A 23,378-nucleotide genomic window follows, 5' to 3' on the forward strand; every position below is an offset into this window, starting at 1 on the left:
GCGCTTTCAGCCTTGAATCATCTGGCTCAGGTCACGACATCGCTAAGGATCGTGGATTAAATCAGATCGACTATTGAATCAGTTGCAGGAGCGTACAATTGTCCGCTTGTACAACACATCATCGACGTTATTTAATTCTTGTTCCTGAGACTCTCAGCAGCGCAAACACTAAATTTTTCAGCATGGGGGGGTGAAGGATAGGCTGAAGCAGATACTTCAGGCTCAATAGCGTAGTTGTTAACGAACCCTTCATCGTCTAAGGTATACCCTGTTGAGGAAGCATCATCAATCGGCTAAAATCATCATGGCGAAGTGAGCTTACACTTCAGCCGGAATGAGTTCGCTGCCATCACTCCGATTTTTTCACTGAGTTGAGGTCTTTCCCCGGTGTCTTGATGTAGCTCATGGGTGCCCTCTTTTAGACTTGGTTCCCCCATCATAGTCTATTTTAGAAACAAAAATATTGCTAAAGTCAGCGATCTATCGCCCAAAATTTTATCCATCAAGGGATACAGCCATTTTCAATAGCTTAAACCACCATTTTTTGTCGCCATCATGGACTACCGTGATTGACTGACCAAAGTGTCAGAAGACGCATTCCACCGTAGCGACAGGTTTTGCCAAAACGCTGACTGCAAACTGATCAGGAATTTGCTAAACCTGCCCTTACAAAGATTCGTCAAGTTCACACCGATTTCACAGGGATCATTAAAACATCACAGCCATAGCGATTTAATTCGTAAAAATGATCAGAGTGAAAGCGCCTGCCCCTTGGGCAGGCGCTTTCACTCTGATCGGGGATCGCGATAAGCGGCGATCGCGATCCCCAATCAAACAATTCTTCAGTACCTTGAAGTCACCTTAATTTCTTAAACCGGAACGATTCGCCTTGTCATTTTTAATCACACCCCCGGCTTCTAACAGGAATAATTGGATCTGCCGAGATGAAATCGTCTTCCCCTGCCCCACCACTCTGCCATTAATCACCAATGCTGGTGTATAGCCCAATCGTCGTCGGTTTGCTTCTTCTGCGTCTGTGATGCAATTGACCTGGGCATTGATCCCGAGTTTGGCGATCGCCGTCAGCACATTGTTTTCCAGAAAATGACAATTCTCATGATTAGCGGCAATGATTTCAATGTGAGGGTTATACATCGATCGGTTTCTCCAAACAAATACTATCGAGTTCAAGAAAACAATGTCAGACGGGCAACCGTGGTTTTATATTTATCCTCCGGCGAGGAGCCTATCCGGAAAATTGATGGTCTGGATAGGCTATTCATGTCTGGCAATTGCCCATGCTTCAGACCTACTTTCAACCACAGTCGCAAGTAGGGTATCGATGGCGATTGAAGTGAATCAAGCTGTAATTTTCGAGAGAGTGACAGCGGAGCCGTCACTCTCTCAAAAAAGTTAGATGGTATTAAATCCACGATCTGAGCGTGGCAAACAGATGAGCGCAGAGGATGTACCCCCTCACTAAAACGCAGTACACACTCTTTATCTATCGTGAGTTCCCTTTGGATCGGCGCAAGTTCATCAATTTTTAATCTTTCCATCTACATATTCGCATTTAGAAATTTTTATACCTGAAAATATGCAAAGTCTTGCATATAGATTAACACCTGTGCTAAGGTGTGGCAAGCAACACTCGAAGACGTTTTTATACCCTTCCTCCGAAGACCCTTTGCAATTCTCAGTAAAGCAGTCTCCTCAACTGATTTACGCGGTGTGAGTTTGGGTATGAATTTGAACGTGACCTCCGGGATCGTGGATTACAGCGCTTCGCGCTTGGACATGGTTAGATTTTTTGTTGTGTGCCGCGCTCCGCGCGGCACACAACAAAAAATCTGTGGCTTAAGCCATTGAAAATGGCTGTAAGTCAGATCGACGATTGCATCGGTTGCAGGAGCAAACCGCCGTTTGCTCGTACAACAAATCATCGACGCTTATAGTTGGAGGTGCGGTGTCGCTACGCTTCCAACCATAAATCTTCAGTTTTATGAAATCCACGATCCCAAGTAATGCCATTTGATGTATGATTTCACCCGGAGTAACACGATGCTAGACATCAAAATTTTTGAAGTTGATCATGGGTTCTGTGCTGCTGTTAGTACGGGCGATCATCATACGATTCTGATTGATTTTGGTTACAGTACTCGCAGTGGATTCAACCCTTCCAAGCATCTTCTGCACCAACACTGCACCTCTCTAGACTGCTTGATTATTCCGGCTTATGGCACCGAACATTTAGCCGGACTCTCTGACTTTCTCAGACAGACTCTGGTAGATGGTTTAGCGGTTCATTTCCTGGTTGCCAATCCTTCACTAGAAGACGATCAGTTCCATGAATTAGCTGTTGCCAATCAACGATTTAGCAATGTCATTACACCCAACCCCGATCCCCACTGCCGTAAGGTCAGTCAAACTCTGAAGATTCATGGCATTGATTTCTCGTTTTTCTGGAACAATCACCCCGACTTTCAGGATGCTCATAACCTTAGCCTGGTTACGTTTGTTTCCTATGGAGATATCAATATTATCTTCCCGGGTGATCTGGAAACAGCAGGTTGGTTGGCACTATTGAAGTATGAACCTTTCCGCGATCGCTTACGACGTGTGAATATGTTTGTGGCAGCTAATCATGGACGAGAAGAAAGCTATTGTGCAGACGTGTTTGATTACTGTAGACCCGAACTGATCATTATTTCCAATGAATTGAATCAACGTGTTTCACCCGATATGTTGAATCAATATAAAAAACACGCCAAAGGTTGCCCGGAGGGGGTCTGCGATCGCAAACTCCTGACCACTCATGATGATGGCACCATCACCATTTCCAAATTTTTGGATCGGTTGCGGCAGATCAAAACTCAGACCAAAGCCTATCAGTTCTGAGGATCGTGGATTTAATAAAACCGAAGGTTTATTTTTGGAAGCGCGGCTCCGCCGCGCTTCCAAAAATAAACTTCCAAGTTTTAATTAATTTGTGCTCCTAAGGATTACAGATTCATGACTCTGTAATTCTTTGAGAGAGAGACGGCTTCGCTAATTTTAGATCTAGCTGAGGACAAGAAACCTACGGTTTCTTGTCCTCAGCTATACCCCAAGAGTTGCGTGACTGAACGCTGAAATGCTAGTCTGCCAAAGAAGCTTTGAAGATACTCAAATACTAAAATGCCCTTTAAACCCAGCTACTTTAAAGCCGATCTGTTCAAAGTGTTATCCAATCCCGTGCGGATTCAGATTTTAGACGCCTTGCGAACAGGGGAACGGAGTGTCAATGATATGGCTGAGTGGCTGGAAACAGAACCTTCATCGATTTCTCAACAATTAGCCGTATTGCGCAGTCGCAATCTAGTCGTTAGCCGCAAGCAAGGTAATTTTGTGTTTTATTCCATTCGGGATCCTGCCATTTTTAAGATTCTAGATGCGGCTCTAGAAGTCTTTAACAACCATTTGGTGGATGTACGCGATGCCCTGGAGAAGTTGGAATAGTATTAAATATCAGCGTTAAAGTAAGCGATCGCCTGCTTTAACCAGTCTAAATAGGTCTGTTCTCGTCGGCTGACTAAGTCCACCACCAGTCGCTGGATCACTTGTTCGCGCGACGCAGAAGGATCATCCAAACTGGGGAGAGGGATGGCGTGACATTCTGCTAACTTTTTTTGGCGAGTTTCTAACTCTTGCTCTAGCAAATGAGCGATCGCCTCATCGGGTAACTGCGCCGCAAAATAAAGTTGCACCAGCAACGGTTCTCGCAAAATGGGCAACGGTTGGTGAGTTTGTAGCCAGCGCAGAAATTCAGCTGCCCCGGTTTCAGTAATCTGGTAGACCTTACGATTGGGGCGATCGCTCTGAATCTCAACGGTACACACAATCCAACCTTGCGTTTCTAATTTATCGAGGGTGCGATAAATCTGCGACTGATCGGCAGGCCAGAGATGAGCAATGCAATCATCAAAACAGTCGGTTTTTAGATCGTAGCCTGTTCGTTGCTGCTGCTGAAGTAGACCGAGAATAATATGGGCAAGCGACATAGACGGTTTACCGAACAAAAGCAGGGGAAAACCCCCACCGCTAACGTAAATGGATTCTCATGCTATTATAGGACTAATCACATATGGGACGAGACGAATAAATGAATCCGTTGGGTTCACCTTCAAATCCACACCTGGATTCAGTCAGTTCCCATTCCCTAATCAGGAGAATTGTATGACCGTGCAACCTCTACGAACCATTGCTGGCGTCATCCACAGTGTTGAAACACTGGAAGGAGCCGGGTTCCTGGTGCGCCGTCCGTTTCCAAAAAGTAGTTTCTCAGAGTTTGATCCATTTCTGCTACTCGATGAATTGGGGCCCGTTCAATTACAACCCGGTCAGGCAAAGGGCGCACCCGATCATCCTCATCGTGGGTTTGAAACCGTTAGCTATGTCTTAGATGGACGGTTGGAACACAAAGATTCGCAGGGGCATACAGGGTCATTGCATCCCGGTGATGTGCAATGGATGACCGCAGGCGCGGGCGTCGTTCATTCTGAAATGCCAGAATCAGAGTTTACTCGCACCGGAGGACGGTTGCATGGCATTCAACTCTGGGTCAACCTGCCGCAACGAGACAAACTGATCGCACCCCGCTATCAAGAAATTCCAGCCGCTCAGATTCCTGTGGCACACAGCCCAGATCAATCTGTTACGGTACGGGTCATTGCCGGCGAAGCCTTCGGGGCAAAAGCGGTGATTGAAACCCGCACCCCGATTATCTACCTGCACTTCACCTTACGACCTGGCGCAACAATTGTTCAGACGGTGCCAAAGGAATATAATGCCTTTGCGTACGTGCTAGAGGGTTCGGGCTTATTTGGCAGTGCCCAAGAACGAGGTGAGGACGGACAAATGGTGATCTTTGCTCAAGATGGAGACGCAGTGGCGATCGCCAATCCGGCGACAGCTCAACACTCCCTGGATCTGCTGCTGATTGCAGGCATACCGCTGAATGAACCTGTTGTGCGCTACGGTCCATTTGTTATGAACACCGAAGCCGAGATTATGCAAGCGATTGACGATTACCGCAATGGAAGGATGGGACGAATTCATGCATAACATTTTGCAAAACCGGATCGATCAACATCAACACCTGAGTCAGCTACGCATTAAACTGCTGCGTCTCCACAAACTATTGTTGGATATGGAACGCACCAGCTACGAACAAGTTCGAGGGCAAGTGACAACGGGTGAACTGTTGCAACTGGTGATCAGTCACGAACATTTTGCCTGGTTGCATCGGCTTTCTGAAATGATTGTCCAAATTGATGATTTACTTCATGCCGATGAACCCGTGACGTTAGAAGCGATCGCAGATTACATGACCGATGTGCGGACGTTATTAACGCCCAATGAATCAGGTGACGATTTTGCGATGAAGTATGATGCGGCATTTCAACGCAACCCGGATGTAGTGCTGGCTCATGCTGATGTCGTTACCTTACTACCAGCGCACACGTAGGATCACCAATTCATTAAAACCCGGACGTTTATTTTTGGAAGCGCGGCTCCGCCGCGCTTCCAAAAATGAATCTTCGGTTTTATGCAATCCACGATCCTTAGAATTGGAGATTTATTAACCGTCGAGACGGTTGCCATACAGCGCGTTGCACTTGAGTAAGCCATAGTTATTTTTGTGAGAGCCGCGCTCCGCGCGGCTCTCACAAAAACAGTCTGGTTGTAAGCAATTGCAAATCGCTATAACTGAAAATTATTAGTATTTTTGTATCACGTTTTTTCTATATATAAAGATTGATACTACTGATTGAGACCGGGTACGTACTTAGGAATGGGAATTCAATAACTCCGATGATTTGTTGTACGGGCGAACGGCCGTTCGCCCCTCCAAACGATTCAATATTCGATCTTATTTAATCCACGATCCTTAGTTAGGGTTTGGGGCACGAGAAACTAACCCTTCGGCAATCTGTTCACACTATTTCTAAATAAATTAGTATTAAAGCTGAAATTAATCCTAGCGCTAACCTTAGAATTAAATTAGCATAAAGCGAATAATTCAACCCTGCCTATAGATATAGGGTTAGGTAGATAGGGTAGATGTTTGAAATATCTTTTGAATTCCCTATAAATTCTCTATGAGCCAACTACCCACTACTATCCTGATTGTTGATGATTCTCCAGAAGATCGGAACGTTTACCGACGCTACCTAACCCACAATCAGGAGTCTGACTGTGTGCTTCTAGAAGCAGAATCGGGGCAAGAAGGTCTGGAACTCTGGGAACAGCATCACCCCGATGTGATATTGCTCGACTATCGCTTACCCGATTTAAATGGATTAGAATTTCTGGCTCAATTACAATCTCCGACGCAACAGCCCTGTTTACCTGTTATTCTCATCACCGGGCAGGGAAATGAAGCGATCGCACTACAAGCTATTCAATCTGGGGCACAAGGCTACCTGGTCAAAGAATCTATTACCCCCGAAAGTTTGCGCATCGCCATAAAGCAAAGCATCACAACCGTACAACTGCATCGCCAACTGCAACAGCAAATAGAACGGGAACAACTGACCCGTCGCATTAGCCAGCAAATTCATCAATCCCTAGAACTCGATGAAATTCTGCACACAGCAGTCACCGAAATCCGCCAGTTTCTTCAGACCGATCGTGTCATTATTTTTCGCCTAGAAGCCGATGGAGATGGCACAGTGGTTTCAGAATCAGTCGGTTCCCAATGGCAATCCATCCACTTTACCCAAATCCATGATCCTTGTTTCGCCGAAGGATATGTCACTCCCTACCAACAAGGGCGAATTCTGGCAAAAGCCAACATTCATGATGGCACTCTGGCTCCCTGTCATGTCGAATTTCTATCACAGTTTCAGGTACACGCTAATTTGGTTGTGCCAATTTTACGAGATGACCAGTTATGGGGGTTATTGATTGCGCACCACTGTGCCGCACCGCGATCGTGGCAAGTCATAGAAATCGAACTATTGCAACAATTAGCCGTTCATCTAGGTATTGCACTTCAGCAAGCTGGTGCCTATGAGCAATTAGAGCAACAAAGTGAAGCCCGCTATCGTGCTATTGTTGAAGATCAAACAGAATTGATTGTTCGATATTCAGCCGACACCACCATTCAATTTGTCAATGGTGCCTATTTGCGTTATTTCGGGCTGAAGGTAGAGGATGTCCTTGGTAAAAGTTACGAACCGATCATCTTTGAAGACGATCGAGAACTCGTAGCTCAATTAGTCAATTCCATGAGCCCAGAAAATCCTACCGTTACGATCGAAAACCGAGTCGTAGTCAACGGAGAGGTGCGCTGGACTAAATGGATCAACCGCATGTTGTTTGATCAAGACGGGCAATGTCATGAGTTTCAATCGGTCGGGCGAGATATTACTCAAGAAAAGCAAGCCGAAGTGCAATTGCGGCATAGTAGCGAGCGCATCAGTTTAGCCAATGCAGAACTTGCCAGAGCTGCCCGCCTGAAAGATGAATTTCTGGCAAATATGAGTCATGAATTGCGCACCCCCCTGAATTCCATTCTGGGGTTATCTGAAGTGCTATTAGAAGAAGTATTTGGCAGTCTCACCGACCGACAACGTCAATTTTTACAAACCATTGAACAAAGTGGGCAACACTTACTCTCATTAATTAATGACATTTTAGACCTGTCTAAAATTGAATCGGGCAAGATGGAACTCGACCGGAGTTGCATCTCGCTTCAGTCGGTTTGTCAGGCTAGTCTCAATTTCGTCAAACAACAAGCTCGGCAAAAACAAATTCAGCTGACGTGCAACATGGATGACACCCTGACGCAGATTGAAGCCGATGAACGGCGGCTGCTTCAGGTGTTAGTCAATTTGCTCACCAATGCAGTCAAATTCACACCCGATGGGGGTCGTGTTGAGCTCAATGTATGGATGGACACACCCCAACAAGCAGTTGAATTTGAGGTTAAAGACAGCGGCATTGGCATTGCCCCAGAACATCTGAGTCAAATTTTCCAGCCCTTTATTCAGGTAGACAGTTCTCTATCACGCCGGTATACAGGCACCGGACTGGGGTTATCCATCGTTCAACGGATTGTTGAACTGCATGGTGGCAGCATCGAAGTTGAAAGTGAGGTCGGCAGGGGCAGTTGTTTTAAAGTCAGATTGCCCTGGCATCCGTTATCAGAAGAAGATAATTCGCCATTACTCAACATCCCGTTACAGGAAGGTGAAATTCAGAATGTTTTAGTCGTAGAAGATTCAACCACAGCCGCCAGCCAAATTAAGCGATATCTGGCTGAACTAGGGGCAACCAGCGTGATTCATCCCGTTGGAGAAGGTGCAGTCAGTGTGGCATTGCGCGTTCAGCCCGATGTGATTGTCTTAGATATATTGTTACCAGATTATTCGGGCTGGGAAGTATTACGTGAGTTAAAAGCCCATCCAGAGACGCAGCACATTCCCATTATTGTTATTTCAGTGGTAGATGAGCGATCGCGTAGCCTGGAGTTAGGCGCAGCCGAACATCTGTTAAAACCGCTCTCACGGCAAAAATTTTATGAAGCACTTAACCGAATTTATGCCCATGTGCAGCCACCCAACCCGGAAACTGCCCTGATTATCGCAGCAGCAGAATTATCCAAAAGTCCTACAATTTTGCTGGTAGAAGATAATGAAGCCAATATCACAACCATCAAAAGTTACCTGGAAGCCCATGATTTTCAAGTGATCCTGGCTCGCGATGGCTTAGAAGCCGTAGAAATGGCAAAACATCATCAACCCAATTTGATTGTGATGGATATCCAAATGCCCAAGATGGATGGACTGGAAGCCACCCGCCGAATACGTGCTGATACCGCCATTCAAGCCATTCCTATCATTGCCCTGACTGCTTTAGCCATGCATGGAGACTTAGAACGGTGTCTCGAAGCAGGGGCAAACGACTACTTAGCCAAACCTGTCAAACTCAAGCATTTACTGGAAATAATTGCTCAACACCTATCGTAAAACCTCTAAGCGGATTGACAAATCTTTGTAAGGGCAGGTTTAGCAAGTCTCTGATCGCTTTGCAGTCGGCATTTCGGCGAAACCTGCCCCTACGATAGAAAAAAAGGGGGAATTGGTTCGAACGTCCCTCTTTTTTCTAGCGCAGTGGCACAAATGCACGGGGATTTAGGGGGATCGAGCAAGATTGTAGCTTCTCGATAGCAGTCTTAACTACAGCTATTTTCAATTGATTAAGCCACAGATTTTTTGTTGTGTGCCGCGCGGAGCGCGGCACACAACAAAAAATCTAAATATATTCAAGCGCGAAGCGCTGTAAGTTGGAAGATAAGCGGTAAGAAAGCCGCGCTCCGTGCGGCTCTCTCACCACGATATAGACCTGGCATCATGGAAAAGTTAGGACAGAGGCGCAGGGGCTGTGGTGCCCCCGAACCAGGGGTTCTACCCCTGCACTCCGTCCTGAGTCACCCTTCAATTGTTATAGAAATCATCTTAAATCAGAGCTTAAGTCACGAATCTTGAGTGGTGGAATTTGGAAAAATTTTGCACACTAAGGGCTGATGGAAACCTTGTTGGTACCGTTCATCGATTAGCCCTATGAACACTCACATTTTATTGATTGAAGCAGATAGTTATTTGGCTCACGTATTGGAGTTAAATTTACATCATACACCTGACGATACTACAAACTCCGTTCCAGCCAGCCACTACTGCTATTCCCTCACCGTTGCCCACAATGGGATGGAAGGATTGATTCATATTCGAGAATCGCAACCCGATCTGATTCTTCTGGGCATGAATCTTCCAGATTTTTCGGGGTTAGATATTTGTCGTCGTCTGCGGGCAACCGGCATCCGCATCCCATTGATTTTAATGGGCACACGAGATCAGCGTCGGGATTGTGTTGCGGGTTTAGATGCCGGAGCGGATGATTATCTATTTAAACCCTTTGCGGTTGAAGAACTGAGGGCAAGGATGCGATCGCGACTCAGACGAGTTTGTTTAGAAGCAGAATCAAACTATTTGCAGTTTGCAGATTTAACGCTCAATCGAGTCACCCGTGAAGTCCATCGCCACAAAAAAGTGATTGAACTGACCACTAAAGAATTTACCCTGTTGGAATACTTGATGACTCATCCCCGGCAGGTGATGACCCGCAATCAGATTCTAGATCATGTCTGGAATGATAGCCCTACGATTGATTCCAACATTCTAGATGTTTATATCCGCTACTTGCGATTGAAGCTGGAACAGCACCATCAACCACGATTACTACATACCGTGCGAGGAATTGGCTATGTATTACGAGACTCTTTGCTAAAGCAAGCATCTGCGATGCAACCGGCTAGAGTTGCAGCTTAGAAGCTATCCAAACCGTGATCATCTCAATTTGAAGCCTGAATCAGAGTAGATCTGGTTGGCACACCTTGCCCATGATTTATGGCACAGATTCACCCATCTCACCAAATAACGTAAACGCTGCCCAGTTAGACGGATCGGGGTACTGCTGACGAGTTGTCAGCATAGCTTGACGTAGAGCGATCGCCCGATTGGGTTGGTGTTGCAGTTGGCGATAAAACTCAGTCATCAGTAGAGCCGTAGGTTCATCGGGCACCGACCACAACGACACAATAACGCTCTCCACACCTGCGGTAAGAAACGATCGCGACAACCCCACCACACCATCGCCAGTAATCGTGCCCCGCCCGGTATCACAGGCACTTAAAACCACCAGTTTTGCCTTCATTGGCACTGTGAAAATTTCGGCAGCGGTCAGGAACCCAGAATCGGTAGCCGTCGGACTTAAGGCAAGTGCGCCAGGAATATCGGTGCCAAAGTCATCCAGTAAACCATGCGTAGCAAAATGGGCGATCGCCACCTCATCCAGGTGCGACAAAACAGCCGCTTTGGTCGCTGCTGCACCAATCAATGCCTGGGTATTCAGTAAGGATGCAATCGCCAGCGCTTCTTGCTCAGCCCCCCGTAAAGACGGTAGAGACACGCCGGTATCTGGATCATCTGGCATCACAGGATTGCCCACTACCAGGGCTGGCTCACGTCCGACATTAAGGGAATCGCCTGGAGCATGGGAAATCGCCAAAAGACTGATGGCAGCCGCAGAAAGCAGGGGATGTTTTTCGATGAAAGCAATTCCATGTTCATCCAGCAGCGCCGCAAACGGCACCAGGAACAATTCACCCTGAGGAATGATGATGACAGGGGCATTGCTATCAGCAGGCAACACATCGGCAATGGGCTGGATCAACAGTTGGTAAAGCTGTTGCAGGGATGTAGTGTCAGCGGTAGAGGAGGACGACGATCCTGGCAGTAACGCGATCGCCAACCCCCGTCCGCCAAGACCCAACGCCAGTCGGTTATCTTGCATCCGATCGGCTAATGATCTGCCGTTTAAGGATTGACGCCGAAAATGGAGAACGCCCGTCGGTTCCACAACCCAACTATAAATCTCCTCTCCCACTACGGAATATTCCACCACCGTTGCGTTTTGATCGTGGGCAATTTGCCGAATTTGGGCGATCGTAGGCGGTTGAACCTGATCCGGGGGTGCCGTCTGCCCTCGTAAGCTGAGGCGATGTGCCAGTAACTCCGCAAAGGCTCTGGCTCTGCCGCGTTCAGACACAACCAGTGCAGTTTCAACATCGCCCAATTCAACAAGGGCTTGCTGAAGCAGTTGATAGGTGTGAGACTGGGTTTCGGCAATCGAGATTTTATTTTCATCCGTCAAACCCGGTCGCAACGCTTCCCACATCGCCACCGCAGCCTGCAATGCCTCTACCGCATCTGCGGGTTTCCCTGATTGCAGTAACTGTTCACCGATAGCATTAAGAGTTTCACCTTCTCCGGCAACATCACCCAAGTTCTGGCGCAACTCCAGGGCGTGTTGATAGTGGTCTAACGCAACTGCGGGTTCTCCAACCCTGACCGAGAGATTGCCCAGCGCTTGCAAGCTATCCGCCATACCTGCCCGATCGCCTTGCTCTTGTGTCAACCGCAGCGCTTTTTCTAAATAAAGGCGAGCTTTTTCCACATCACCAATAGTGAGATAAGCAGAGCCAACCCGATTAAGGGCGATCGCTTCTCCTGGTCGATCATTGCCACGCCGATAACTTGCCAGGCTCAGTTTGGCAAATCGTAACGACTCAGACCACTCCCCAGACTGGCTATACGCCAGGGCTAGATAACTTAAGATAATTCCTTCGCGAGGTTCTGGTCGTAACCAACTCCGTTCTCCGATCGCTAACGTTTGATAGATATTCCAGGATTGTTGCAACGAATCGATCGCGTTTTCGGTTTGCCCCATACGAATGTAGGTAATGCCTAAATAGGTCAAGGTTTCGCCCTCACCCTGGCGATCGCCAATCTCAGTTCTAATCGCGGCGGCTTGCTGATAGTAGTTCAAAGAATTAGCGTATTGTCCGAGTTGATCATACACATTGCCAATCCGATCGAGAGCATCACTTTGACGCAAGCGATCGCCAACAGTTTGATAAACCTCTAGCGCGGCTTGAAACGTAGTTAATGCCGTACGCCAGTCACCAGTGTCTAACTGTTGCTGTCCCTGCTGGTAAAGTTCGGCAGCATCATCAGTAAACAGACAAACCGTAGCAGGAGCAACGGGACAGGTTTTGCGCACAATCGGATTGTTGCGCAGATCGAGAGCGGTCAACTGTTGCAATGGGGAGAGAGAGTCGAGTCGAGAAATTTGATTATCGTTTAAGTCGAGTTGAATTAGGCGACTGAGCGTGGCTAACGGATCAATATTGGCAATGCGATTATTGCCCAAATTGAGATGCGTCAGCTGGGATAGCGATCGCAACGGTCGTATATTGGTAATCTGATTCTGGTTGAGATACAGTTCTGCTAAGTTTGGCAGCTGGGTAGCAAAATCAAGTGTTTCGATCTGATTGTGATTGGCATATAAAATCGTCAGCGATCGCAAATGAGATAGCGGACTTGGGTCTTGAATCAGATTGTTATCCAGATAGAGCGTCCTGAGATTGGCTAATGCCGCGATCGCGCTTAAATCAGTGATTTGATTATTCAGGAGATATAAATCAGTCAGATGAATCAAACCAGTCAGGGGACTTAAGTCTGTAATGTGATTGTGATTGAGATAGAGACTTTGAAGGTGTGTCAAACTCGACAGCGGTGTCAGGTCAGAAATCTGGCGATCGCTCAAATCGAGTTCGGTTAACTCCAGCAGGTAAGCCGTTGCGGTCTGACAATCGGTGCTGCCGACAATCGTCAATAAAACATCAATCGTCTGGCGTGCCGAGGCAGATAATTGATCGCGCTGACGACACTGATCGATAAAGGCAGTAGGACGTTGACCCTCGGCTTTGAGACAGAGAACACTAAACCCTAAAAACAATGCAGCCAGGGCGATCGCTTTGATTCCTCTTGCCCATCGTCTTTGCATCACTACCCCTGTTTTCATGGCAAACATTCGCCTAAACTCCCATCTGGCAAAATTGCACGACACAGGTTCGCATCCTGCAAGTTTGCTCCTTCTACATTGGCATTTAACAAAATAGCGGATGCTAAATCTGCACCTGCTAAATTGGCATGACTCAAATTGGCATTTTCGAGAATGGCACCGACTAAATCAGCATTTCGCAAATTCGTTTGCGATAAATTTGCCCCCTCTAAATACACACCAATTAGATCCGTATTTTGCAAGTCCAGGTTAGCCAAATTGCAATCCACACAAGTACTTTTGACCTGCAATCGCCGGAGATTGATAGTTTGTTCGATCTGAAGGCGATCGCTCTCTGCTAAAGGATTATGGTCTATATCTAATTCAATCAGCTGACCCAAATGTAAGAGAGGCTCACCATTGACAATTTGATTGGAATCTAGATGCAAATCGGTTAACGCCGTCAGGGAGGTGAGGGATTCCAGGCTACGAATGTGATTGCGATCGAGAATCAACCCTGTGAGCCCGACTAAATTTGCTAATGGGCGTACATCATCAATCTGATTTCCGGGCAACGCGAGCTGATTTAAACGGGTTAACCTTGCCAAAGGGCGTAGATCTTGAATCGCATTATCTGCAAGCTCTAATTCAGTCAGATTAACCAATGCAGATAACGGTTGTATGGTTTGAATCTGGTTGCGATTGAGATAGAGCTGAGTCAAATTGACCAGTGAAGCGAGGGGAGTCAAATCGGCAATAGCATTGTCATCTAAAAACAATACTTGCAGATTTGGTAAATCAGCCAGAGGAGTTATATCGTCAATCTGATTTCCACCCAGATACAGTTCCGTGAGCTGAGGAAACGAGGATAAAACACTCAGATCGTGAAGGTGTGCATCATTTAACGTGAGATAAGGAGTACTTGAAAGAATGCGGTTTGCTTCATCACAATCGGAGGTTTGGGCGACCTGTAACACTGCCTCAATCGTTTGCCGAACCTCCGGATTGAGGCGATCGCGTTGCCGACATTGGTCAGTAAACCCGCTTATACCATCGGCAGACGGTTCTTCAGCATCAGCAATATGCGGCGCACTCAAGCAAGCCAAAATGGCGATCGCAAGCCACCGCCCGATTAGTTTTTTGTGATTGTAACAAATTTTTAAATAAATATTTAGTTTCAATAATTTAATTAGATAGAGAACAAGTTTGAGGCATCAATGCGGATAGCGATCGCCTATGAATTTTAAACCCAAGTCTACCCAAGTTTGTAAATCTTTAAGAACCTGCCCGGAAAGCTGTTAGAACAATTGATCGTACTAAGGATCGTGGATTAAATAAGATCGAATATTGAATCGTTTGCAGGGGCGAACGGCCGTTCGCCCGTACAACAAATCATTGGAGTTATTTAACTCCCATTCCTAAGTACTGCTTTTGCGTGCCTGAAAGGAATGAAAATCAATTTTCCGAGTCGCCGTTGTCATCGTTCTACAGGTGCCAACGCAATACATCACGGATGTCAACAATAGACTATACTCTGCTTGTGAAAAAACAATTTAAACTGCATCGCGATCGCCCACTGAGATGTAAGTTTCATCAGGAGTCTACTAAAATTAAAAATTTGATTCTAAACTCTGGCTCATTGCATTGCCCCTTTCTTCCCCCAGTGAACCCACTATGAACCAGCCCCCAAACAATCCAAATCACCCTCGCTGGAGACGCGTTACCTCCATTGTCTCCACGCTCTCCATCCTCTTGTCTCTGTCTCCACTCTTTGACAGCAGACCGACGGTCGCAACAACCCCCGAACAAGCCAGCATTAACGATATTTTGGGGAATAGTAGCGAATTGCTGATTCGTCGCAGTGGTCGGCGGGAATCTGCCCAAATCGGATCGGTGTTGCAAGGGATTCGAGATGCCTTGATTACAGTGCCCCCGAATAATGCCCGTGCATTGTTGCGGTTTCTCTCAGACGATGGGAATGACCTGAATTTGTATGTGCAAATCAATCCGCATCCAGAGTCCGCCATTTACTACTTTCCCTGTCAGATTCAGGGGGGTGACTATCTCATTGGCTGGGGATTGGCTCGTAACGAAAGTCGGGGATGCGAAAATGGAATGCATGCGGTGAGAGGTCGAAGTACCAGCGCTGAGGCATCATCTTTACTGATGGCGCGATCGCCAAAGCAACTTGCACAAGCTCCGGCACAACAAATTTTTTACTGTGGTGCTGCCGGAAATAACGGGACACTCAGTTTTGCCTCAACTACATCCGGTGATCCGTGTGCCGATGCCGTGCAGCAGTGTCAGACCAACGGGGGCGGGGCGTGCGAGATAATCACGACAGGATTTTGGTGGAGCAGTGAGGACAAACTTCAGGCAACTCTGACGTGCTTAGATCAGCAATCATTTGCGGTGGAAGGAACCGGGGCAACAATCGTATCGCAGCTCGAACCATTGATCCAACAAACACAAGGTCAATCGTGCAATCTACAAATTTATAGAGCGCAAGATCTGGTGATCATTCCCGCCGATGACAGCGTCGTTACAGCAATGGGAGACGATGAAGTCTTAGTTCATATTCAGGATACTCCAACGGGGTTGCAAGTCGATGTCCTCAAAGGTGCCCTTTATGTGAGTTCAGGTGGCAATCCTGAGCCGCAAATCGTCCAGAAAGGAGAGCGCTATCTCTACTCCGAATCAGGGGGTGAACTGGCAACCTTCAATCGTGCTGAGGCATTAACCTCCGTTGATATGGAAGTCTTATGTGCATTTGCGTCATATCCTGAAAATAACTTGAATGTCTCAGCTTGCCGGGAAGCCAACCTTGCTCCCAGTCCAGGTCAATCTTCGATAGCCTTTTGCAATTTAGAACAGGGCAGTGGCGGACAGGAAGGCGATCGCCGAACCTTGCAGATGGGTAGCAATCGCGGCGAAATTGACCTTGATTACGAGATGTTTGGTGTTCCCGATCGCTTTCAAATTATTTATGAAGGACAAGAGATTCTAGATACAGGTTTTATTTCCGGTAGTGGTAGCCTTTCCATTCCTTTTTCAGGTCGTTCCGGTCGGGTCGATGTCATCGTTACAGGGAATCAGGACATCTCCACGACCCAATGGAACTATACGTTGTACTGTCCCAAATAGTATCCCCAGTGATGCCCTGGAAGTGTAAGTATATTTTGAAATATCGACAACATAGACTTTTCAAAACATACTGACACAGTTGCACCACAACCTTACTATTCCCTTCATTTGCAATCCTAGTGTTGCAAACACCAAATTCTGCAACATGGGGGGTTGGGGGCGAAGCCCCCAAGAAAGGGTTCCGCCCCTTCACCCCGTCCTAACCCTCATGTGTACCGCTTAAAAACCGCGTTCAAAACTCATCCGAGCCATATTGATTGATACCTCACTTCGTCATTGGAGATCCTCTAGCATGAAACGTGTGACTCGCTTCCTTCTGATTGCATTCACTACCCTGATATTCACAGTCTGGCATTGGATCTTACCTGCACAGTTTACTCAACGGGCAGACTCAACCCTTCCACCCGCTGAACTAGAACCCCCAACAGCAGCCCCTATCCCCCATCTCCAGGCTCTCATTACCGAACCCAGTAATCGTTTTGCCACCTTTATCGAAGCCGATCGCCTCTATCGTCAAGGAGATGTCGCAGGTGCAGAACAACTTTATCGCCAGGTAAAACCAGAATTTGAAACGCATACTCTGCCTCAAATTCCCGAACCGATTTACGAAGCAGATGCCCTTGCCCCAGACAACTTAGTGTCCTGGAATAATGCCCAAACTGCGATCGCCTCAGACCAATCAGATGTCGCAATTCAAGCCCTACAATTAGTCGTCACCAACCAACCCGAATTTATTCCTGCACCCTTACAATTGGCAGAAATTTTGCAAGATACAGATCGTGAAGATGACGCGATCGCAGTTCTAGAACAAGCCGCAACCTTGTACCCTAATTCTGCTGAAATTGTTATGGCTCAAGTCAATGCTCTAAAAGACGCCGGTCAACATTTAGAAGCATCGATTGCGGCGCGCGAATTTTCTATTCTTAACCTGGATCATCCTCAAGTAGGAGAATTTGAAGAGCTAGCTGAAGACGAATTAAAACGGTTCTCCAGATCGCGCAGACGTCAATCCATTTTGGGAGGAGCGCTCAATATTTTTGGCGGCATTCTCACAGGAAATGCACCCTGGGAATCGTGGGATTCAGCTGTTGCTACCAGCCAGATGGTGCGGATGATGCTGGGAAGTGAATCTGAATTTGGCGCAAGAATTGCAGAGGAATACAGTCATCAACTTACCCTGGTCGAAGATCCAGAAGTTTTGGACTATGTGACGCAATTAGGCTTGGAAGTTGCACAATTGATGGGACGCAACTTTGAATACGAATTCTATGTAGTTCAAGATAATGCCGTTAATGCTTTCGCCTTACCGGGCGGTAAAATCTTCGTCAATACAGGGGCTATTTTGGCAGCAAACTCGCAAGCAGAACTGGCAGGAGTTTTAGCTCATGAAGCATCTCATGCCGTCTTTTCTCACGGAATGCAAAGCTTTTTTAGAGATAATCTGCTGGCTCAATTTGCCGACGAGATTCCTTTAGGAGATTTCGTCACCCGTTTAATTAGTTTGCACTATAGTCGCAGACAAGAACAGCGATCGGATATGTTAGGGAATCGGGTTCTGGCTACAGCAGGCTATGCCGCCGATGGCTTACGCAACTTTATGGTGACACTGAATCAAAATACCCCATCCACCCCCATTGAATATCTTTCCAGCCATCCTGCACCCGCGTCTAGAGTGGAATATTTAGAAGAACTCATTCAGCGCAATGGGTACAATCGCTATGCATTAGAAGGAGTCGATAAACACTCAGCCATTCAAGCAAAGCTGAGGTAGTCAAGCTGAACTGAATCATGGCATGAATGTGACCGTGAAACCTTTGGTTTCACGGTCACATTCATCCCCAAAACCAGCAACACGGCATGGTTTACCGGGGATACCATCCCGCATTAAATTGCAGCACACTCAGCATACTACCCGCACTCAACACAGACAGCACACTCCCGGCACTCAACACACTCAGAATGCTGCCCGCACTACCAAAACTCAAAATGCTGCCCGCACTACCAATGCTGAGGATACTCCCGGCACTACCAATACTAAGAATACTACCTGTACTGCCAATGCTGAGGATGCTGCGATGACTCATCCAACTAAACAGACTTCGTTCCAACCGGAGCAATTGCTCACCCATCATCTACCTCCCCCACCTCAAGAAAGTATCAACCGTATTTTACTTTACATCCGCGATCGCACTAATATCGAGAAACCGCGATCGCATTTCCCGCTAAATTCTGCTGCGATCGCCCCTCTCCTCATCGCGCTTACCTTTTTCAGACTTGCGATCGCTACCAAATTACATTGACAGGGTACTGACTAATCAAGTGATCTACGGTTAAAAGCGGGATGTTTTCAATCTGGCTTTGAGCAATGAGAAGACGGTCAAAGGGATCTCGATGGAAACTAGGAAGTGAGCCAATTTGTAGGACGTGTTGCATTTGCACATCCAGGCTGATAAATCGATTTTGAGCATCCAGAAGGACGTTCATAGAGTGGGAAGATTGGGGTTGAGAAAGTCATTCAGAACAGCGTCTGGCAAAGGTGCATTAAAGTCGGGTGCGATCGCAACTTTGCCTCGATCTTGACCGGGAATGCGGGGTTGAGTTGGCGATTGGATGGGAACAAGACGGGCGATCGCGACTCCATTTTGGGTAAGGAGGATTTCTTCTCCCACCTGAACACGATGAATGAGTTCGGTAAATTGATCGACAGTCTCGGGGATATTGATACTGATAGTCATAAGTCAATCTTTTGAGTAGACTCAACTTAATTATAGATTCTGGTGCGGTCATGCCTTCCAGTAAGTCGTGCTGCGATCGCCCCTTCATACTTGTTAACCTTCCTCCCCTTGCAACTCAATCAATAAAAGGAGGATGGGTTAGCGATCGCTAATCCACCGAGACAATATGAATAAGACGTACGTTACAGCGTTAATGCACTCTATGAGAGCAACGATCGCGCTAAAAGATTAGGTAATTTGGTCGTATTGTGTGATTATTCAATTTCTGCTTGCTTCTTTAGTTCCTCTAGCGTTGGAATATACCAATCAGGCGAATCACGACTTTGGAACTCTTTGAGCATCCAAGGGGTTAAATTTATTTCATCGGAATAATTCCACCTTGGTTCAATGATATTCTCACCGTTCAATTGATAGACTGTAGCTGAATCTCCTGGGAACTGCTTGCCACTGATCATAAGTTTGAGGCAGAACGTGTCAGCTTGCAGAATTGTAACATTTGGATAATCTGGATCTTGTGAAGGAAGAAACTGACAACCCAATACACGCTTAACGCGCTCGCCGATTTCGATCAATGTTTCATTTGATCTCAATCGAATTCCGAATGAAACATAAATATTCTTCATGTAGGTACTCAGATCAAGGCTTCTTGGTCGGTGGTGGTGGTGTAATTTCCACATGTGTCTCGCCCGCAGACTCGTGGGTTCCCTTCTTCGAAAGCAAATCACGGACGTTGGAAACAGCCCGCAATTTCAAGGAGAACTTCCCTTTGCGTACACCCGTAATTGCATCATAAGCAGCAGCCATGTCAGCCATTTTAGCCCTGATTCCGGGATGAAGATCTGCCCAAACCTCTGCCTCTCCGGCTCTTGCTGGCATGCGACCACCAACAGCTTCTAGGTAAAGTTTGTCACTTTGCACAAAGAAATCAATATCGAAATCCCAGGGATTAAATGCACCAAATCCTTTAGTGACACCCTTACGCTGCTTGGCTAGGCTGCCACGATATTTGAGCCGAGCCTCAGGATCAAGTGCTTGAATTTCGCCTGCAAATTTTTCAAGTCTCTGCTGGGTTTCATTCTTTCGCTGTGCCCATATTCTCTCTGCTGCTTCCTCCGCTTGGCGCGCAAGCTCAGCGTTGACGGCCTCGTCACTAAAGTCTTTGACGGTAACACCTGCACTAGTCGCCCAAGTTGAAATATCGGTGGCAAGGGCTTTAACGGTAGCGTCCACATCTGCCTTGAGTTCTGTGAACTGTGCCGATTTCATACCTTCCAATCGCGCTACAGAGCCCGTGAGTTTAGAGGTCTTCTTGGCTTCGATATCAGGCTTGATTAGAATAGCGAACTCTTCCTTCACTGCTGCATTCCCGATACTGTTGATATAGTCCTCCCAGCGCTTAAGAATACGATCAACCTCTCCAAACTTGTCTCGAATCGCGGCCTCCCGGGAAGCGAGTGAAATGCTCAAGCGACCACCCTGATCCTTAATCTTAATTGTGTGACTAGCACCTGCCATGCTAACCGGTGCTGAATCACTTACAGAACTGCCTTCTTTGTCTTTATCTTTCTTGCCGAAGAGTTGCTTTGCTTTCTCTAACATTTTGCCGAGCCATGCCACAATCTTGTCAAGACCCTTGTCAATTGGCTGACGGATTTTCTTGACGATACCGACCAGTTTGGTGGGGATGTTGCCTAAGCCTGCAAACTTAGCCAGAAAGGCAATGATCACGGTCAGGGTGCTTGCCATTGTGGTTTCAACTTTTTTGGCAGCATTATTAACCTGACCAGATGCGATCGCTGAGATGGAATCAATAAAGGCTGCAACGACCGCAGCAATCTGGTTAATTTTTTCGATAAAGAACGTGATGGTGTTGTAAGTGGCAATGATGGCTTGGACAACGGCACCCGCTGGGTTGAGCATACTCACCAATTTCATCACAGCTGCTTTGACGACCTCGGTTGAGATCATTTGGGTAACTTGAGCAATCAGTTGGTCTTTGAGTTCAGTGAGTTCGGATTTGATTTGTTCCCAGGCAGCGGCTGGTCCATCTTTTACGAGTGTGACCAGGATGCTGGCGGTTTTTTCCAATCCGACCAGCACGGGTTCGGGAATGATTTTTAGTAATTTGGTACGAATATTTTGCCAGGTCAGCCCCAGTACCGACAGCACCAGTTTGACGATTTCAATCAAGCTGAAGGATTGGGGAATATAGACGCCTGCTTCCGCCAGGGGACCTACTAGCCACTTGATTAGGGCGGTTTTCAAATGGGTGACGATATTGCTGGCAAACATCTGGAAGCCGAGTTTTCCGGCACGAACCAGGTTGCCGACAAAGCCGATGGGATTTTTCAGGATCGTCATAAATGCAGCCTGGGCTTTCTTGATGTAGGGCATAACGCCAGGTGCGACGACTGAAAACAGGATTTCAAGCAAGCTGATAACCTGTTTGAGTCCCCAACTGATGAACTCTCCAGCAATGTTGGCTAATGCGCCGACCACTTTACTGAACACCCCAGTAATGGTGACAACATCCTGAATGGTTAGTGAGGTGATGATATCGATAATTCTGCGCGGAATCGATCGCACAAATCCCAGTAAACCCGACAATGCACCCTGAAACCATGCCCAGGCACGGGCGATCGCATTGCCTTTTTTGATGTTTTCCCAGACTTCTTCCTGACCAATTAGCTTCATGAAGCCGCCGATCAGGGTGTCGGCGTTGCGGGGGACAGGTTCACCCGTGACGGGATCTTGACCCAGAATAGCTTTGAGCAAGTCATAGCCGCGCGTATTCTGAGCTAATGCAGCCAGAGGTTTGAGAATAGCATCTTTGATAAACTTGAGGATGCCTGTAATCAGCCCTTTAGCAAAACTGATAATGCGATCGATCGGGTCGGTAAAAATGCGTTTGGCACGACTCCAGACACCTCCCAAATCGAAAATATCTCGCCAACCCAAGGAGTCGAGGAACTGACTGATAGCCTGTTTGAATACACTCCCGACCATACCCAGAGACTTGATTTGCTGCTCGACCCAGGCACCCACTTTTTCAAAGACACCGTAGTTGTCTAAGGCTCTGGTAATCAGCCCACCACCGGGGATAAATTCTACAATCGCCCGGAGAATGTTAGCGGCACTCCGATCGACCGTACTCATGTTGATTGGGTTCACCCCCAGAATGATGGTGAACATGCGGAAGCCCGGAATCAAGTTAGCTTTATCGGCAAAGTAATCTAAGGCATCACTGATACCCAAGCGTTGAACTTGAACGGGAGCCTGTTGCGTCACATTCACCGCTTCACTGCGCTGAATCGCTCCCCCTTGTTGAATCGTGTGAGTAAGTTCGTGAGCAATTAAGGTTTTGCCGTCCGAGCTTTCGGGCTGAAACTGGTTCTTTCCAAAAAAGATGTGATTGCCGGTAGTGAAGGCTTGCGCACTAAGCTGGCGATTGAGTTTTGCTGATGTATCGCCTGTATGCACCTTGACGGTGCTGAAGTCTGCCTGGAAACGAGGTTCCATAAAGCGACGCACGCTCAGGGGTAAAGGCGACCCGGCAGACATGCTGCTTTGAATCTCTGCCGCAACATTAGAGGAAACGTTGGGTACTCCTTCGGCTTTACGCTGAATTTTTTCCGGTTCTCGCGTGGGTTGAGTGAGAATGCCGGAGTTAGCAAACCGACTGATGTAGGGCGATCGCATCAGCTTGGGTAGATTCTTCTCTTTTTCCTCTGGCTTCACCTGCCGGAAGATACCTCCGCTGCCTGCTTTGACATAGGCGATCGTGCTGTCCGGCACTGCCATGCGCATGATTTTCTTAGCGGTACCATCAGCCTCTTTTTCCGCCGGATCTTTGGGCGAGGAAACCTTCATGGCAGATTGCAATTGCACGGTTGGTTTCACCGTGGGCGGCGACACACTGGCCTGACGCTGGACAACAGGTGTGCTAGCCGCAGGTTTTTGTACCGTTGCAGCTCGGTTGACCGTTTTGTGAGAAGCAGTTTCCACAGCCATTGATGTCCTACCCAGTTTCAACGTAGCGTGCGATCGCGG

At 47.2% G+C, this 23,378-nt stretch carries 19 protein-coding genes; 9 read left to right on the plus strand and 10 right to left on the minus strand.

Annotated features, from left to right (window positions below; translation table 11 throughout):
- Positions 1 to 131 precede the first annotated feature (131 nt).
- Positions 132 to 290, minus strand: a complete 159-nt coding sequence (locus ACR6Z4_RS01320) for a hypothetical protein (protein ID WP_479715448.1) — start codon at positions 288 to 290, stop codon at positions 132 to 134.
- Positions 291 to 861: 571 nt separating this feature from the next.
- Positions 862 to 1,155 (minus strand): thioredoxin family protein, encoded by a 294-nt coding sequence (locus tag ACR6Z4_RS01325; RefSeq protein WP_479715394.1) that lies wholly within the window; start codon positions 1,153 to 1,155, stop codon positions 862 to 864.
- A 906-nt stretch (positions 1,156 to 2,061) separates the two neighbouring features.
- Here ACR6Z4_RS01325 and ACR6Z4_RS01330 point away from each other — a divergent pair.
- Complete coding sequence (locus ACR6Z4_RS01330) at positions 2,062 to 2,898, plus strand: ComEC/Rec2 family competence protein (RefSeq protein WP_479715395.1); 837 nt, start codon at positions 2,062 to 2,064, stop codon at positions 2,896 to 2,898.
- Between the two features lie 279 nt (positions 2,899 to 3,177).
- On the plus strand, positions 3,178 to 3,498 hold the full coding sequence (locus tag ACR6Z4_RS01335) for an ArsR/SmtB family transcription factor (protein WP_479715396.1): 321 nt from the start codon (positions 3,178 to 3,180) through the stop codon (positions 3,496 to 3,498).
- Between the two features lie 2 nt (positions 3,499 to 3,500).
- Here the strand turns inward: ACR6Z4_RS01335 and ACR6Z4_RS01340 are convergent, their stop codons facing one another.
- Positions 3,501 to 4,040 carry a PadR family transcriptional regulator gene (locus ACR6Z4_RS01340; protein ID WP_479715397.1) on the minus strand — a complete coding sequence of 180 codons (540 nt, stop codon included), beginning with the start codon at positions 4,038 to 4,040 and terminating at the stop codon, positions 3,501 to 3,503.
- Positions 4,041 to 4,215: 175 nt separating this feature from the next.
- Here ACR6Z4_RS01340 and ACR6Z4_RS01345 point away from each other — a divergent pair, with 175 nt between their 5' ends.
- The 4 genes from ACR6Z4_RS01345 to ACR6Z4_RS01360 all read left to right on the plus strand — a co-directional run bounded on the left by ACR6Z4_RS01345 (position 4,216) and on the right by ACR6Z4_RS01360 (position 10,373).
- On the plus strand, positions 4,216 to 5,103 hold the full coding sequence (locus ACR6Z4_RS01345) for a pirin family protein (protein ID WP_479715398.1): 888 nt from the start codon (positions 4,216 to 4,218) through the stop codon (positions 5,101 to 5,103).
- Entirely contained in the window at positions 5,096 to 5,506 is a 411-nt protein-coding gene (locus tag ACR6Z4_RS01350; RefSeq protein ID WP_479715399.1) for a hypothetical protein, read from the plus strand. Before ACR6Z4_RS01345 ends, ACR6Z4_RS01350 begins: the two co-directional genes overlap by 8 nt.
- 634 nt (positions 5,507 to 6,140) lie before the next feature.
- Complete coding sequence (locus ACR6Z4_RS01355) at positions 6,141 to 9,014, plus strand: response regulator (RefSeq protein WP_479715400.1); 2,874 nt, start codon at positions 6,141 to 6,143, stop codon at positions 9,012 to 9,014.
- A 594-nt stretch (positions 9,015 to 9,608) separates the two neighbouring features.
- Positions 9,609 to 10,373 carry a response regulator transcription factor gene (locus ACR6Z4_RS01360; RefSeq protein WP_479715401.1) on the plus strand — a complete coding sequence of 255 codons (765 nt, stop codon included), beginning with the start codon at positions 9,609 to 9,611 and terminating at the stop codon, positions 10,371 to 10,373.
- 76 nt (positions 10,374 to 10,449) lie between these two features.
- Here ACR6Z4_RS01360 and ACR6Z4_RS01365 read toward each other — a convergent pair whose 3' ends face one another.
- Entirely contained in the window at positions 10,450 to 13,470 is a 3,021-nt protein-coding gene (locus ACR6Z4_RS01365; RefSeq protein WP_479715402.1) for a CHAT domain-containing protein, read from the minus strand.
- A complete protein-coding gene (locus tag ACR6Z4_RS01370; RefSeq protein ID WP_479715403.1) occupies positions 13,467 to 14,630 on the minus strand; it encodes a leucine-rich repeat domain-containing protein in 1,164 nt (387 codons plus the stop codon). Before ACR6Z4_RS01370 ends, ACR6Z4_RS01365 begins: the two co-directional genes overlap by 4 nt.
- A gap of 493 nt (positions 14,631 to 15,123) precedes the next feature.
- Between ACR6Z4_RS01370 and ACR6Z4_RS01375 the strand changes: the two genes are divergently transcribed.
- A complete protein-coding gene (locus ACR6Z4_RS01375) occupies positions 15,124 to 16,593 on the plus strand; it encodes a hypothetical protein (RefSeq protein ID WP_479715404.1) in 1,470 nt (489 codons plus the stop codon).
- A 292-nt stretch (positions 16,594 to 16,885) separates the two neighbouring features.
- On the plus strand, positions 16,886 to 18,364 hold the full coding sequence (locus tag ACR6Z4_RS01380) for a M48 family metallopeptidase (protein ID WP_479715405.1): 1,479 nt from the start codon (positions 16,886 to 16,888) through the stop codon (positions 18,362 to 18,364).
- 91 nt (positions 18,365 to 18,455) lie between these two features.
- On the opposite strand, the gene ACR6Z4_RS01385 is transcribed toward ACR6Z4_RS01380, so the two are convergent.
- Positions 18,456 to 18,677, minus strand: coding sequence for a hypothetical protein (locus ACR6Z4_RS01385; RefSeq protein WP_479715406.1), 222 nt, complete (start codon positions 18,675 to 18,677; stop codon positions 18,456 to 18,458).
- On the opposite strand from ACR6Z4_RS01385, the gene ACR6Z4_RS01390 reads away from it, so the two are divergent.
- A complete protein-coding gene (locus tag ACR6Z4_RS01390; RefSeq protein WP_479715407.1) occupies positions 18,669 to 18,893 on the plus strand; it encodes a hypothetical protein in 225 nt (74 codons plus the stop codon). The genes ACR6Z4_RS01385 and ACR6Z4_RS01390 overlap by 9 nt on opposite strands.
- On the opposite strand, the gene ACR6Z4_RS01395 is transcribed toward ACR6Z4_RS01390, so the two are convergent.
- The 4 genes from ACR6Z4_RS01395 to ACR6Z4_RS01410 all read right to left on the minus strand — a co-directional run bounded on the left by ACR6Z4_RS01395 (position 18,877) and on the right by ACR6Z4_RS01410 (position 23,339).
- Complete coding sequence (locus tag ACR6Z4_RS01395) at positions 18,877 to 19,077, minus strand: type II toxin-antitoxin system VapC family toxin (RefSeq protein WP_479715408.1); 201 nt, start codon at positions 19,075 to 19,077, stop codon at positions 18,877 to 18,879. The genes ACR6Z4_RS01390 and ACR6Z4_RS01395 overlap by 17 nt on opposite strands.
- Positions 19,074 to 19,328, minus strand: a complete 255-nt coding sequence (locus ACR6Z4_RS01400) for a type II toxin-antitoxin system Phd/YefM family antitoxin (RefSeq protein WP_479715409.1) — start codon at positions 19,326 to 19,328, stop codon at positions 19,074 to 19,076. Before ACR6Z4_RS01400 ends, ACR6Z4_RS01395 begins: the two co-directional genes overlap by 4 nt.
- Before the next feature lie 254 nt (positions 19,329 to 19,582).
- The gene (locus ACR6Z4_RS01405; RefSeq protein ID WP_479715410.1) at positions 19,583 to 19,951 is read right to left on the minus strand and encodes a hypothetical protein; all 369 of its coding nucleotides are present in this window, start codon (positions 19,949 to 19,951) and stop codon (positions 19,583 to 19,585) included.
- Positions 19,952 to 19,964: 13 nt separating this feature from the next.
- Positions 19,965 to 23,339 carry an eCIS core domain-containing protein gene (locus ACR6Z4_RS01410; protein ID WP_479715411.1) on the minus strand — a complete coding sequence of 1,125 codons (3,375 nt, stop codon included), beginning with the start codon at positions 23,337 to 23,339 and terminating at the stop codon, positions 19,965 to 19,967.
- Positions 23,340 to 23,378: the final 39 nt, after the last annotated feature.

The sequence above is a fragment of the Calyptranema fuscum S582 genome, assembly GCF_055793305.1.

Bases quoted from the DNA above. Each gene is read 5' to 3' on its own strand.
- ACR6Z4_RS01395 (WP_479715408.1), bottom strand. From the start codon at position 19,077: ATGAACGTCCTTCTGGATGCTCAAAATCGATTTATCAGCCTGGATGTG.
- ACR6Z4_RS01365 (WP_479715402.1), bottom strand. From the start codon at position 13,470: ATGAAAACAGGGGTAGTGATGCAAAGACGATGGGCAAGAGGAATCAAA.
- ACR6Z4_RS01330 (WP_479715395.1), top strand. From the start codon at position 2,062: ATGCTAGACATCAAAATTTTTGAAGTTGATCATGGGTTCTGTGCTGCT.
- ACR6Z4_RS01350 (WP_479715399.1), top strand. From the start codon at position 5,096: ATGCATAACATTTTGCAAAACCGGATCGATCAACATCAACACCTGAGT.
- ACR6Z4_RS01410 (WP_479715411.1), bottom strand. From the start codon at position 23,339: ATGGCTGTGGAAACTGCTTCTCACAAAACGGTCAACCGAGCTGCAACG.
- ACR6Z4_RS01400 (WP_479715409.1), bottom strand. From the start codon at position 19,328: ATGACTATCAGTATCAATATCCCCGAGACTGTCGATCAATTTACCGAA.
- ACR6Z4_RS01375 (WP_479715404.1), top strand. From the start codon at position 15,124: ATGAACCAGCCCCCAAACAATCCAAATCACCCTCGCTGGAGACGCGTT.
- ACR6Z4_RS01340 (WP_479715397.1), bottom strand. From the start codon at position 4,040: ATGTCGCTTGCCCATATTATTCTCGGTCTACTTCAGCAGCAGCAACGA.
- ACR6Z4_RS01405 (WP_479715410.1), bottom strand. From the start codon at position 19,951: ATGAAGAATATTTATGTTTCATTCGGAATTCGATTGAGATCAAATGAA.
- ACR6Z4_RS01325 (WP_479715394.1), bottom strand. From the start codon at position 1,155: ATGTATAACCCTCACATTGAAATCATTGCCGCTAATCATGAGAATTGT.
- ACR6Z4_RS01385 (WP_479715406.1), bottom strand. From the start codon at position 18,677: ATGAGTCATCGCAGCATCCTCAGCATTGGCAGTACAGGTAGTATTCTT.
- ACR6Z4_RS01380 (WP_479715405.1), top strand. From the start codon at position 16,886: ATGAAACGTGTGACTCGCTTCCTTCTGATTGCATTCACTACCCTGATA.
- ACR6Z4_RS01355 (WP_479715400.1), top strand. From the start codon at position 6,141: ATGAGCCAACTACCCACTACTATCCTGATTGTTGATGATTCTCCAGAA.
- ACR6Z4_RS01360 (WP_479715401.1), top strand. From the start codon at position 9,609: ATGAACACTCACATTTTATTGATTGAAGCAGATAGTTATTTGGCTCAC.
- ACR6Z4_RS01335 (WP_479715396.1), top strand. From the start codon at position 3,178: ATGCCCTTTAAACCCAGCTACTTTAAAGCCGATCTGTTCAAAGTGTTA.
- ACR6Z4_RS01345 (WP_479715398.1), top strand. From the start codon at position 4,216: ATGACCGTGCAACCTCTACGAACCATTGCTGGCGTCATCCACAGTGTT.
- ACR6Z4_RS01390 (WP_479715407.1), top strand. From the start codon at position 18,669: ATGACTCATCCAACTAAACAGACTTCGTTCCAACCGGAGCAATTGCTC.